At 37.9% G+C, this 13,236-nt stretch carries 10 protein-coding genes; 7 read left to right on the top strand and 3 right to left on the bottom strand.

The features are described from left to right. Positions 1-129: 129 nt before the first annotated feature. Both KO02_RS09260 and KO02_RS09255 read left to right on the top strand, forming a co-directional pair. Complete coding sequence (locus tag KO02_RS09260; protein WP_038697751.1) at positions 130-426, top strand: helix-turn-helix domain-containing protein; 297 nt, start codon at positions 130-132, stop codon at positions 424-426. Beyond that, entirely contained in the window at positions 423-704 is a 282-nt protein-coding gene (locus KO02_RS09255) for a helix-turn-helix domain-containing protein (RefSeq protein ID WP_038697749.1), read from the top strand. The genes KO02_RS09260 and KO02_RS09255 overlap by 4 nt, the downstream gene beginning before the upstream one ends. A 64-nt stretch (positions 705-768) precedes the next feature. Here the strand turns inward: KO02_RS09255 and KO02_RS09250 are convergent, their stop codons facing one another. The 3 genes from KO02_RS09250 to KO02_RS09240 all read right to left on the bottom strand — a co-directional run bounded on the left by KO02_RS09250 (position 769) and on the right by KO02_RS09240 (position 4,066). Beyond that, complete coding sequence (locus tag KO02_RS09250; RefSeq protein ID WP_038697747.1) at positions 769-1,509, bottom strand: hypothetical protein; 741 nt, start codon at positions 1,507-1,509, stop codon at positions 769-771. After that, on the bottom strand, positions 1,499-2,671 hold the full coding sequence (locus tag KO02_RS09245) for a DUF262 domain-containing protein (protein ID WP_038697745.1): 1,173 nt from the start codon (positions 2,669-2,671) through the stop codon (positions 1,499-1,501). The genes KO02_RS09250 and KO02_RS09245 overlap by 11 nt, the downstream gene beginning before the upstream one ends. Positions 2,672-2,815: 144 nt before the next feature. Continuing rightward, entirely contained in the window at positions 2,816-4,066 is a 1,251-nt protein-coding gene (locus KO02_RS09240) for a site-specific integrase (RefSeq protein ID WP_038697743.1), read from the bottom strand. An 896-nt stretch (positions 4,067-4,962) separates the two neighbouring features. Here KO02_RS09240 and KO02_RS09235 point away from each other — a divergent pair. Genes KO02_RS09235 through KO02_RS09215 form a run of 5 tightly spaced genes read left to right on the top strand, consistent with a single transcriptional unit; the run spans position 4,963 to position 13,226 of the window. After that, a complete protein-coding gene (locus KO02_RS09235; protein WP_038697741.1) occupies positions 4,963-7,284 on the top strand; it encodes a PSD1 and planctomycete cytochrome C domain-containing protein in 2,322 nt (773 codons plus the stop codon). A gap of 3 nt (positions 7,285-7,287) precedes the next feature. After that, positions 7,288-8,739, top strand: a complete 1,452-nt coding sequence (locus KO02_RS09230) for a DUF1501 domain-containing protein (protein WP_038697739.1) — start codon at positions 7,288-7,290, stop codon at positions 8,737-8,739. A 9-nt stretch (positions 8,740-8,748) separates the two neighbouring features. Beyond that, on the top strand, positions 8,749-9,774 hold the full coding sequence (locus KO02_RS09225; RefSeq protein WP_038697737.1) for a peptidylglycine monooxygenase: 1,026 nt from the start codon (positions 8,749-8,751) through the stop codon (positions 9,772-9,774). Positions 9,775-9,780: 6 nt separating this feature from the next. Continuing rightward, the gene (locus KO02_RS09220) at positions 9,781-11,934 is read left to right on the top strand and encodes an FN3 associated domain-containing protein (protein WP_038697735.1); all 2,154 of its coding nucleotides are present in this window, start codon (positions 9,781-9,783) and stop codon (positions 11,932-11,934) included. 17 nt (positions 11,935-11,951) lie between these two features. Next, a complete protein-coding gene (locus KO02_RS09215; RefSeq protein ID WP_038697733.1) occupies positions 11,952-13,226 on the top strand; it encodes an MFS transporter in 1,275 nt (424 codons plus the stop codon). Positions 13,227-13,236: the final 10 nt, after the last annotated feature.

Raw genomic sequence — 13,236 nt, 5'->3', positions numbered from 1 at the left:
GGCTCGTCCAAAAAACAAAAAGATTATAGCCGAGTATTTGGCATCTGTACGCCAAATATCGCCACTGGATGCAACATTACAATAACCTATGTGAATAGCTTTTATTTTCGAGGTTTAAATGATGTAGATATGGAAATAACAGTTTTAGACATTCAGATTTTAAAGGCACTACATAGGGAAGTAAAGGAAGTTTCTCTATTGATTAAGGAAATCACTGCACCCTATAAAGCATTACAACAGGCAACGAAATGGCTCGACCAGCAGGAAGCATGCCAACTGCTAAATGTTAGTAAAAGAACTATACAAACGTACAGGGCAAAAGGTATTCTTGGGGCAACGCAAATCAATCGGAAGACGTATTTTAGATTATCCGATGTGGAATTACTGATGCAGGGAGAGCGACCATTAAAAAAGCAAAAGAAATGAAACAGATTGGAGATTCAAACGAAGATATGCTTGCCCTACTCGAAGCTGTGGTAGGTATCAAAAATGAACTGCTGTATATTAGGGAATATTTCCACCCTTTATTGAAAGGGGAAATCTATCTGTCAGGCGAACAGGTTTGCGAGATTTTACACATCAGCAAACGTACGTTGCAACAGTACAGGGATGACGGACTATTACCTTTTATCAAGCTTTCACGGAAAATCCTTTTCCGTGAAAGCGATATTATCAAGGTATTGGAAGATAACTATCAGCGTTAGCCGATTAACTTTCTACTTCAACATTAGCTCCTTTATTTTGCAAAACCATTTTAGAGGTTCGTTTTTAATTGTCATCAAATGTATTTAAATACTTTACGTATAAAGCTCTAAAAATCTCATCTATTAGCACAAGTGTCGAAAACCAAATAAAATAGTTCTCATATTTGTAGTCAATATTTATCAATGTTTTTAAAGTTGGTAAATTCTGTTGATATGATTGAGTATTGTGTGCAATCCTGTTTCTATGCTTATACAAGTAATTTCTGTATATTCTTTGTAAAGAAATTTCATCTTCTTTGGTAGCTGTGAATAGATTAGTATTATCATTTGCGAAATGCTTTTTTTCTATTTCTGACCAAATCGCACCATATTCATTGAAATTTTTTTGAGACCAAATTGATAAGTTTGTTTTCTCGAAAATATTCTTTATTGAGTTGGTTGTTATTGTAAGAATATTGTCTTTGTTAATATCGTTCTGAACATTGAAATTTGTTGTGCGTTTTACAATCTGTTCAACCAAATCTTTGTACAGGGCTTGCTTATCACTATACGAAGAACGTTCTCCAACAGGTTTTGTATGATAGTCATATCTATACTCAAAATCAACAGTTGCCAACTCCCAACAGACACATTTTAATTTTTGCTCCTGAAAACCTGTCAGTTTTAAAAAAACAGATTGCATTACGTAATCACACATTGGATACGTTTCAATTCCACTTCCAATCCCTGTGCTTGCTGACACAACATCTTTTAAAATATCTGTAATGGGGGATAATATGAAATCTGTGTGAATGTTAGGACGCATATTTTTCGTAGATTTCAATTGATGAAATAATTCTGAACCTTAAATGCCCCAAATTGCTTGGTGCTTTAGTGTGAGAAGAGTCTGCTTTTAATACCGCTATTTTAGCATCAATTTCATTTTTAAGTTCTTCTTTTTTTGTAAAATCTATTGTTCTATTTTCAAAGACTATTATATAAGTCAATCCAAAGAAGTACATATCTAAATCAATGATTGATGGAAACTCCTTTTTGATTTCTAAAGAAATTAAGGCTTGTTGTAAATTTGAAAAACGGTCACTATACTCTCTATTTGGAAAAATAGTTGAAAATTTTCCATATTTTGCATCGCTGTCAGCAACAACAGAATAAACATATTCTTCGTAGTAATTTTCCATTTTTGGTTTGTAACTACGTGCAACACTACTTTCTGAGCCATCATTATAATATTGTGATAATAAAGATAAACATCTAACAAAGTCAATTTTCGTTTCATTACTTAGATTTTTCACAGCGAATTCTTCTGTAAAGGTGGGAACAAAAAAGTGTTCCAAATCCTTATCCAGAAAATATAAAGAGGCTCTGCTTTCTTGTGGCAATAAGGCTACACCTTGTATGTTGATATTTCTAAAAACAGAAGAATAATATTTTTGTTGCTCCTTTTGGTCTGAAATGACTGGAACTAAATATGAAAATCCTAAAAATGTAGTTTCAAAAAAATTAGGCAGAATTGTTAAACTTATATTTTTATAATTACCCGCAGTAATTTTTGCTAATATTTCTTCCTTATTTTTCCCCTTGTTAGTTAGTTTCTTGAACGTCCATTTCAAAACATTATCAAATTGCTCTTCTGCTTCTTCTTCGTCATCATTTTCATCGGCAAATCTTTGAATTGCTTGTTTGTATGTTGTTTCATCAGGATATAAACCAAGATATGCCAACAAAATACTTGTTAGCCGTTGTTGTCCGTCAAGTATTAAATTTTGATTAGTGCCATTTAGGTTAAATGAACCAATTGTAACAGGTGGAACGAATTGCTTACTTTTAAAAGTTTCAATTAAAGTTTCAACCTTTTTTTCATCCCATACAAAATGACGTTGATAATCTGGAAGAATTATATTTTCTTTTAGGATTAAATCTATCCAATGTTTCAGAGAATATTCTCCGTAATAAACTCTGTTGTCCATATAAAGTGTATACTATTTGGTTTTCTTGCCATTGTGTGCTATTCTTGTACAAAGTCCCGTTATCCTACTGAAAAAACACAACCGCTAAAATACAAAAAAAGCCAACGTAAATAACATTGGCTTTCTTTAATCGCTTTTTAGGTTTTAGAGTTGAGTCACAAAAGACTGCTCCATACCCTTAAATTTGTGCGATACCTTTTGCATATCCTTACCAACTTTCTCGTTGAGAATTTTGGCGTAAATCTGAGTAGTGGCAATATTCTTATGTCCTAACATTTTGCTTAAACTTTCGAGCGGAACACCTTCGCTTAAAAACAGCGTAGCAAACGTGTGCCGTGCCAAATGAAAGGTTACTTTCTTTTCTTTTAGGCAATCGATTTGTTGGGATATTCGCTTTAGGCTGTCATTACAAACTGTATTTGATGGTACGGGAAATACCTTTCCGTCTTTTGCGAATCCTGCATATTTCTCAATAATCATTTTTGGGATATCCAAAAGCATCACGTTTGATGATGTTGCCGTTTTCTTTCTGCGTACAATAATCCACTGGTTGCCGTCAAAGAAATCCTGAATATTACTGTTTTTTAGACCCTTCATATCTGAATAAGAAAGCCCTGTAAAGCAACTGAAAACAAACAAATCTTTAACCAATTCATCTTTCTTTTTCTCGCAGTTGAACGTTACAAGATGTTCTAACTCATTTCGTAGCAGATAACCTCTGTCTTTGTCCTTTTTGGTATTCTTGTATTCACTGAACGGATTGAAAGCAAGATGCTTTCTGCTCATTCCCAATCGGCAAAGCGTGGTAAATCCAATCATATACAACCAAATAGTGTTGTGTGTCAAATTTTGGTCGTCACGCAGGTAATAATCAAAGTCCTGCACAAAATCAGATGTAAGGTCATTGAATGATAAGTCAGAGTAACCGTATTTTTTGAGTGCAAAATTTCGCAGGTGTTTTAAAAGTATTTTGTACTTACTGCGTGTGCCATTTACCCGAAGCCCGCTTTTTACTTTTTTCTCATAATCGGAAAGGAACTGTTCATAGAACTTGAAAAAAGTCAGTTCTCCGCTTTCCATACCGAGAAACGCATTTTTAAGTTTTGCACTGTTTACCGCTCCCTCGTTTTTCAGTATTTTGGAATAGCATTCCTCGATACTCAAACGGGTTTTATCAAGTTTGCCGTTTACCTCTTGGGCTTCTCGGCTCTTGCCTAAAACCCTACCGTACTTCAAATCCCAATTCGATGCAGAAATATCCAGCTTGGTACTAAATGCAGACTGCTTGCCGTTTACGGTAATCCTGCACATAACTGTAACTTTTCCGTTTTTCTTTGGGGCGTTCTTTTTAAGGTAAAACAATACCTTAAACGTTGATTTTTTTGTCGTTTCCATACTCACAATTCTTAATGATAAAATTAAACTTATGTGAGCTACGGAACAATATGAAAAACTATGCAGAAAGCTGAAATACAGTATTTTAAAAGTGCTTTCTCTGTTTTCAAAAGTAACGTTTTAGTAACCTTACTTTTGCCAAACCTCGCTTTTTACTGCTTTTTACCTCATTACCAAAAAATCATAAAACGGTTGTAAAGTCTTTATTTACAACCGTTTTACCTGTTTTTAATCTTTGATGTATTTTTACTGAAAATTTATTTTAAAAATAGTCAATTTTTCTTCACTTTCACCACGCCTAATCAGCGTATCAAAAAAATCATACCTCTTATTCCGTGATCTGCATAATCGAAACCTCATTACTCAGACCATGTTCCTTTTATCAAATCCACAGCTTAAGTTTACCGCAGTAATATAGCTCCATTAAATTGTATTTCACAGCTGCTCTTCAAAGCAAACCCTGCGCAACTCAATACATATCAATGATTAGCAGACATCAGTTCATTACTATAATATCCTAATTACAAAATTAAATGGAGCTCATATTTTCAATATTACCCTGCATGTATTGATTTAGTATAGATTTCAGAATAAATGTAGCAGTACAAATTATACAATTAGCTATCTATATTGATAGAAAATAATCAAATATTAACCCAGACTAATTCTAACAAATAAGTTACAAACATCAGAAACAGGCCTGTTAATGTATTTAATAACCTAAATGCGTATTCTTCGTAAAAAAGGTTTATATACAATCAGTAAGGGTTAATATAGACTCATCTTTTGTTTTTCCTTCTAATTATATTTGGTTATCCAATAGCTCCAAAAAGCTAAACAGATTATAAACCAACAACCCAATTTGCGTATAACGCACTTATTAACCATTAATAAATATGGATCGAAGACTTATTTATTTAATGCTCATGATCTTTGGTCTTGTGTACATGATACAAGCCTGCAATAGACCATTTGCAAATCAAGACAGTGAAGAAACTATACCTGATAGTATTAGTTACAATTTCCATGTCAGGCCCATTCTTTCCGACAAATGCTTTGCTTGTCATGGCCCCGATGCAAATAAACGCGACGCGGATTTACGATTAGATATCCAAGAAGATGCCTATAAGGCACTAAAAGACAACCCCGCTGCGCATGGCATAGTTCCCTTTAAGCCCCGTAATTCAGAGGTTTTTTTAAGAATTTCTTCTACAGATACAAGCTATATGATGCCACCCATTTCATCCAACCTGAAATTAACTCCAACTGAAATAGGCATCATAGAGAAGTGGATCAAACAAGGTGCTAAGTATGAAAAACATTGGGCATTTACCCCTGCTAAGACTCCAGAATTACCTCAGGTCAAAGATACCAAATGGGTGAAAAATGAGATCGATTATTTTGTGCTTGACAAATTGGAGCATAAAGGCATTGTGCCCAATCCTGAAGCTGATAAAGAAAGACTTCTCAAGCGTGCTAGCTTGGATATTACAGGCTTACCACCCTCACTAGAAATGATGGAAAAATTCATGGCAGACACTAGTCCCAATGCATACGAAAAAGTGGTTGAGAGCTTGTTGGCAAGTCCTGCTTACGGCGAAAGAATGGCCTTACATTGGATGGATGTCTCACGTTATGCCGATTCACATGGCTATCAGGATGATAACTATCGGAGCCAATGGCCCTGGAGAGATTGGGTCATTCATGCATTTAACAACAATACCCCTTACGACAAATTTATTACTTGGCAACTAGCGGGAGACTTGATGCCTAACGCCTCCAAAGAACAGCTATTGGCAACAGCATTCAATCGTAATCATAAAATAACCGAAGAAGGCGGTGTTATCGATGAAGAATATCGCGTAGAATATGTAAGGGATCGAACCAATACCCTTGGTAAAGCTGTTCTGGGGATTACCTTAGAATGTGCACAATGTCATGATCATAAATATGACCCCTTCTCCCAAAAGGAATATTTCCAGATGACGGCATTCTTCAATAACGTGAAAGAAGTAGGTCTAGAATCGACAGTTGGAGGTCCCGAAACCTATGCTAAAAAACCATTTATGGAAATCAGTAATGCAGATATCAAAGACATCTTGAACTTTGTCAATAAGCAAGATACCAACAAGTTGATCGTTTCTGTTATGGGCGACCAAGATACGCTGCGCAAAACATATGTACTGAACAGAGGCGAATATGATGCACATGGAGAGGTTGTAGAAGCCAGTACACCAAAATCAGTACTTCCCTTTAGCGATACATATCAAAAAAACAGACTCGGATTGACGCAATGGTTATTTGACAAGAAAAACCCCTTAACATCTCGGGTATTCGTCAACCAAATATGGCAAGAGTACTTTGGCAGAGGCCTTGTAAAAACTTCAGGAGATTTTGGTATGCAGGGTGAATTGCCTTCTCATCCAGAATTGCTTGATTGGCTTGCTGTAGATTTTATGAATCACGGTTGGAATATCAAACGTTTGGTGAAACAGCTCGTATTATCCGCAACTTATAGGCAATCTGCGATTGTTTCTCCAGAAAAATACAATACCGATCCTGAAAATATTTTCTTGGCACGAGCCCCTCGGTACCGGATTCCTGCCGAACATGTGCGCGATGTTGTGCTATCGAGTAGTGGTCTTTTAGTTCGAACTATTGGGGGCCCAAGTGTCAAGCCTTATCAGCCAGCTGGACTTTGGGAGGCTGCTACATCTGGTCGCGGAATCTTGGCTTCTTATAGTCAAGATCATCAATCGAACTTATATCGTAGAGGTTTATATACATTTATTAAAAGAACGGTACCACCCGCGGTGATGGCTATATTCGATGCAAGCAATCGAGATCAATGCGAAGTAAAGCGACTCAACACGAATACCCCACTTCAAGCCCTCGCGATGTTAAATGATCCTACCGTATTGGAAGCTTCACGCGTTTTGGCCGATAAACTATTACAAGAGCAAGGAACTGCAGAAATCAAAATTACAAAAGCGTTCCGTCGGATTGTCTGTCGTAAACCCAAAGAACAAGAATTAAAACAATTAACGGCCTATTATGCAGATCAATTAGCTGTATTTAAAGAAAAATCAAATGCAAATAAGGTTTTAGCAGTTGGAGAATTTCCTATTTCACCAAAAGTCAACAAGACACAACTAGCTGCCTTAATGGGTGTTATCACCGTGATATATAACTTAGAAGAAACCATTACAAAATCCTAAATTATGGACAAGAATATTTTAGAACATGGTCTTAATTTTAATAGACGCCGATTTCTTTCAAGATTAAGCTTGGGCTTGGGAAGTGTTGCATTGGGTTCACTATTGATTCCGGATCTACTAGAAGGTAGTTTTGAACAAGCTGGATTACCCTCGGGTATTCCCGATTTTGCTCCAAAAGCTAAAAGGGTGATTTATCTGTTTCAAAATGGTGCGCCATCCCAACTCGAATCGTTTGATTATAAACCCAAACTCAGAGAAATGATGGGGCAAGAACTTCCAGAATCGATTCGTGGTGCACAGCGTCTTACCGGAATGACAGCTGATCAAGCTTCCTTTCCATTAGTAGGTTCTTATTTTGATTTCAAACAGTATGGGGAGTCCCGCGCATGGATCAGCGATCTGTTTCCGCATACCGCAAAAGTTGTAGACGATATCTGCATCATCAAATCCATGTTCACCGAGGCCATCAACCATGACCCTGCATTGACATTTTTTCAAAGCGGAGCACAACAAGGAAATAGACCAAGTATGGGAGCATGGTTAAGCTATGGTCTAGGCAGCGAAAACAAAAACCTACCGGCATATACCGTTTTATTATCTCGTGGTAAAGGTAATGGACAAGGCGTGTATTCAAAATTATGGAGCAATGGTTTTCTAGATTCTACGCATCAAGGCGTTCAATTCAGCAGTGGAGAAGATCCTGTTCTGTACTTGAAAGACCCTGAAGGATTAAACCGATTTGAACGCCGAAAAATGTTGGATCAATTGGCGGAGATGAATGATCTATCCTACAAAGAGTTTGGTGACCCTGAGATTAATGCTAAAGTACAACAATACGAAATGGCCTATCGCATGCAAACCGCTGTCCCCGAAGTAACAGATCTTTCAAAAGAACCCGATGATATCATCAAACTCTATGGCCCGGACTGTCTCACGCCAGGTACTTTTGCTGCCAATTGCCTATTGGCTCGTAAATTAAGTGAGAATGGCGTTCGATTTGTCCAGCTCTATCATCAAGGATGGGACCAACATGGCAATCTTCCAACCGAGATGGCCAGCCAAGCCAAAGACGTCGATCAGGCATCAGCAGCCCTGATCACAGATTTGAAACAAAGAGGATTATTGGATGAAACATTGGTCATCTGGGGTGGCGAATTCGGACGCACTAATTATAGCCAAGGCGCTATGACCAAAGATAATTATGGCCGTGACCATCATCCACGATGCTTCAGCATTTGGATGGCAGGAGGTGGCATCAAACCTGGAATCGTCTATGGTGAATCGGACGAGCTTGGATATAACATTGTTAAAGACCCTGTACATGTCCATGATTTCCATGCCACTATCTTACATCAGCTTGGCTTGAATCATGAAAAATTGACCTACAAACATTTGGGCAGACGCTACCGATTGACCGATGTCGCAGGTAAAATAATCACCGATATATTAGCCTAAATTTATACTATGAAAAGAAAAGAATTTATCAAAAATACCGCAATGGTCTCCACTAGTTTTTTCATTATGAAAGACCTATTTGCGAAACCCAAAGGTCCTATTTTTGGTCACCATAACATGCGCTATACCATGGACACAAAATGGGGACAATTGAATCCCTTAAAAAACCCCGTAAACGACTGTCATGAAATGGTACAGGATAAGAAAGGGCGTATCCTATTATTGACCAATGAGACCAAAAACAATGTTTTGATCTATAACAAATCAGGTAAACTGATCAACTCTTGGGGTCATGAGTTTCCCGGAGGCCATGGATTGACCCTCGCAAACGAAGGTAATCAGGAATCACTATTTATCACCGACACAGATCGGCATCAGGTTTTCAAGACGACATTAGACGGAAAAATATTGATGACAATAGACTGTCCAATGGAAACAGGTTTGTATCATAAAAAGGAAGAATTTGTTCCAACTGAAGTAGCCGTCGCTGACAATGGCGATTTCTATATTGCAGATGGCTATGGCCTACAATATGTCTTACACTACAATGCGTCGGGCAAACTTTTAGATTACTTTGGAGGTAAAGGCTCTGAAATGAAACATCTGGACAATGCACATGGTGTCACAATCGATAAGAGAGGTGGCAAACCTACTTTATTGGTTACAGACCGCACGCGCAACTGTTTCAAGCGCTTTGATATGGCAGGAAATTTAATGGAGGTCATTGCCTTACCAGGTGCTTGCGTATGTAGACCCGTAATAAAAAACGATTACCTCTATGCTGCCGTATTACGATCTCCAGACCTCAATAAAGATGGTAGTGGCTTCGTAACCATTCTAGATAAAGACAATAAAGTAATATCCAATATTGGTGGCACTGCCCCACTGTATACCAATGGTGTTTTGCAGCCTATGTCACAAGCAGCGCAAATCTTATTGAATCCACATGATGTTTGTATTGATGATGATGAGAATCTTTATGTAGCACAATGGGCATCAGGCAAAGTATATCCCTATAAATTCACCCGTGTCTAATTTTTTATGAAAATTACGCTTAAAGGTTTTACTGAACAGGCATTATTTGCGTTAAATATATTTATTGTCTTTTTATTATTATTTGGAGATATCATCGTTGTGCCTTATTGGTTACAGCCTTTGGGAAGACTACATCCGCTATTATTGCATTTTCCAATCGTACTGCTCCTTTTGGCGATGCTACTAGAAGTTTTCCGTTTTAGAAAATCCAATACCAATGAGGCATTTTATCAAAAATTTACATCTGGCATCTTCCTAGCAGGAATCTTCTTAGCATCCACCACAGTAATTATGGGCCTGTTGTTAGCGCAAGAAGATGGTTATAGTGGTACGACCTTACAGTGGCATAAATGGTCAGGTGTAAGCCTTGTTTTCATCTCATCCCTGCTTTATTGGTTTAGGGATAAACAATGGTACAATGCCACATTAGCAAAGGTAACGGCTATCATAACGGTCATTTGCCTATTGGTCACCGGCCATTACGGTGCCACGCTGACACATGGGGACAATTTTGTATTGGCTGCTGTAACACCTGTTCCAGAAAAGGTGACCGTGGATCAAGCTATACTCTTTCAAGATGTCATATTACCGATTTTCAATACCAAGTGCTTAAACTGCCATAATATGGAAAAAGCAAAAGGAAATTTAAATCTCGCCGATGCTGCATCCATGTTAAAGGGAGGGAAAAATGGCAAATTGTTTATCCTCGGAAATCCCGAGATTAGTTTATTGCTTGAGCGCATCCATCTCCCGTTTGATAATGAGAAACGGATGCCTCCTAAAGGAAAACCAGCCCTTACGGCAGAAGAGATGGCAATTTTAACCCTATGGGTAAAAGGGAATGCTGAAATCGATAAAAAAGTAATCGACCTCTCTCAGCAAGACTCCTTAAGGATATTAGCGACAGCATTCTTAGGGCCGGAGGCACCTATGGAAGAGAAATACAATTTTTCATCAGCTAATAGTGAGACTGTCAAAAAGCTCAATAACGATTACCGAGTCATAAGCAGTTTGGATAAAGCATCTCCAGCATTAGCAGTTAATATTTATAATAAAAGCATTTACAAACCCGAAGCGATCCAAGAATTGACCGCTATACAAAAGCAAATTGTCTTTCTTAATTTAAATGGATTACCTGTAAAGGATGAAGAATTAAAGACTATAGCGACATTTGAAAATTTAAGGAAGTTAAACCTCAACTTCACCTCTATTAAAGGTGAAGGGTTAAAACAGCTGACAGGTTTAAAATATTTAAATGCACTGTCGTTATCGGGTACCGCAGTAGATTTTAATTCCGTGAAGCAACTTCTAAAGATGAGCAATCTAAAGGAGTTGTCCTTATGGCGTACCAGCCTAAGTGATGCTGAGATAGGCCAATTACATAAAATGGGTACAGGAATCAACATTATCGTAGGTTTTAAAGACGATGGTAATAATCCTATAAAATTAAACCAACCTCGTTTAAACACGGCTATATCCATTTTTAAAAACACCTTGCCCATTCAGATCAAACACGCCATCAATGGGGTTGAAATCAGGTATACAACCGATGGTACAGAACCCGATAGTCTCCAATCCCCTTTCTATAATCAAGGTATTGAAATCAAAGAATCAGGTACATTAAAAGCAAAAGCCTATAAAAAAGGGTGGTACGGAAGTGATGTCTTTGCATTTGACTTTTTACAAAGCAAGTATAAACCCGATAGTATCGCTTTTATTGTAGCACCCAGTGAGAAATATAAAGGGGATGGTCCCAAAACACTCATAGATGATCAATTGGGTACCCATGATATTCAAAATGGCAAATGGATTGGCTATAACGACAATATGGCTTTCATCATGTACTTTAAAAAGCCAATACCACTCCAGTCGGTATCGGTACATCTCATGAAAAAAGTACCGTCACATATATTGCTTCCAGAAGAACTTGAAATATGGGGCGGTACCAGTGATAAAAACCTACGTTTACTTCAGGTCATAAAAAATCAAATGCCCGTAAAAGATGAAGCAGATGCCTTTATCAAGCTGGATGCAACGTTTGCATCACAACCCATCTCCTGTATCAAGATTTTAGGTAAAAATTTCAAAAAACTACCTGAGTGGCATACTGGCAAAGGACAACCAGCATGGATATTTATGGATGAAATACTCTTGAATTAACACTATACACTAACATTATGAAGCAAATTCAAACCACTAAATTATTCTGGGCAAGCTGTCTTGCTCTATTAGTCACCTCACTATCCTTTGGAATCCGTGCAGGTATGATGAATCAACTCGGACTTGATTTCCAACTGAGTGCCACACAATTGGGCACCATTACTGCAACAGTATTTTGGGGATTCCCACTAGCAATTGTAATAGGCGGGTTTATTGTTGATATTATCGGTATGAAACGTCTACTCGTGATGGCGTTCCTGTTTCATCTCATCGGAATCTTATTGACCATCTTTGCACAAGGGTATTGGACCTTATTTTTCTCCACACTACTCATAGGTATTGCCAATGGAGCAGTTGAGGCTGCCTGCAATCCATTAGTCGCGGCGTTATATCCTCAAGAAAAAACTACCCGACTTAATTATTTTCATTTATGGTTTCCCGGAGGCGTTGTCATTGGAACGTTGTTGGTCATCTTATTTGTTTACCTCGGTATCGGCTGGAAGTTTCAAGTGGCTATGATGTTGATCCCAACAGTTATTTATGGCTACCTATTTTCAAAATTAGATTTTCCCGTTACCGAACGTGTCTCCTCGGGATATTCAACAGCAGACATGTACAAAGCAGTAGGTTCACCCTTATTTTTGTTCCTATTCATCTGTATGTTTATGACCGCTATCACCGAATTGTTTACCGGTCAATGGATCAGTTTGCTACTTAAAAATGTAACTGACAACGCTATTTTACTCCTAACCATTACGACTGGAGTTATGGTTGTAGGACGTGCATTTGCCAAACCTATTGTAGAGAAATTAGCACCACAAGGTGTTTTACTTTTCTCAGCTGTCTTTGCTGCTATAGGCTTATACATGCTCGCTACATTGACGGGTAACGCTGTGTTTTTTGCGGCCTTAATATTTGGTGTAGGTGTCTGCTATTTCTGGCCAACCATGATTGGATTTGTTGCTGAAAACATACCCCAGTCAGGAGCCTTAGGTCTAAACCTCATTGGTGGGGCGGGTATGTTTGCCGTATCTATCTATACCATGATTATGGGGAGTTATTATGATGGGTTAATCATAAAACATTTGCCCGAAGGTTCTGATATCAACTTATACAGTTCGGCTGCTGATGGCACCACAGAGGGTCTTGCTTATGTCGCAGCTAAAAATCTGGCAGGTCCAGAAGTATTGCAGATTACCCTCATTCTCCCAGTCATACTCATCTTTGCATTCGGAGGGTTATACATCTACATGTCCAAAAGGAGACAAAACATGCTTTTAACAGCACAGTAAATTAAAAGAA

It is taken from the genome of Sphingobacterium sp. ML3W, from assembly GCF_000747525.1.
Lineage (GTDB): Bacteria > Bacteroidota > Bacteroidia > Sphingobacteriales > Sphingobacteriaceae > Sphingobacterium.
The sequence above is the reverse complement of the archived record's forward strand: the minus strand, read 5'-3'. Positions and strand labels throughout refer to the sequence as shown.

What these genes read in the sequence shown, in the direction of transcription:
- KO02_RS09240 (WP_038697743.1), bottom strand. Translation starts at nt 4,066, where the DNA reads ATGGAAACGACAAAAAAATCAACGTTTAAGGTATTGTTTTACCTTAAA.
- KO02_RS09245 (WP_038697745.1), bottom strand. Translation starts at nt 2,671, where the DNA reads ATGGACAACAGAGTTTATTACGGAGAATATTCTCTGAAACATTGGATA.
- KO02_RS09260 (WP_038697751.1), top strand. Translation starts at nt 130, where the DNA reads ATGGAAATAACAGTTTTAGACATTCAGATTTTAAAGGCACTACATAGG.
- KO02_RS09235 (WP_038697741.1), top strand. Translation starts at nt 4,963, where the DNA reads ATGGATCGAAGACTTATTTATTTAATGCTCATGATCTTTGGTCTTGTG.
- KO02_RS09250 (WP_038697747.1), bottom strand. Translation starts at nt 1,509, where the DNA reads ATGCGTCCTAACATTCACACAGATTTCATATTATCCCCCATTACAGAT.
- KO02_RS09220 (WP_038697735.1), top strand. Translation starts at nt 9,781, where the DNA reads ATGAAAATTACGCTTAAAGGTTTTACTGAACAGGCATTATTTGCGTTA.
- KO02_RS09255 (WP_038697749.1), top strand. Translation starts at nt 423, where the DNA reads ATGAAACAGATTGGAGATTCAAACGAAGATATGCTTGCCCTACTCGAA.
- KO02_RS09215 (WP_038697733.1), top strand. Translation starts at nt 11,952, where the DNA reads ATGAAGCAAATTCAAACCACTAAATTATTCTGGGCAAGCTGTCTTGCT.
- KO02_RS09230 (WP_038697739.1), top strand. Translation starts at nt 7,288, where the DNA reads ATGGACAAGAATATTTTAGAACATGGTCTTAATTTTAATAGACGCCGA.
- KO02_RS09225 (WP_038697737.1), top strand. Translation starts at nt 8,749, where the DNA reads ATGAAAAGAAAAGAATTTATCAAAAATACCGCAATGGTCTCCACTAGT.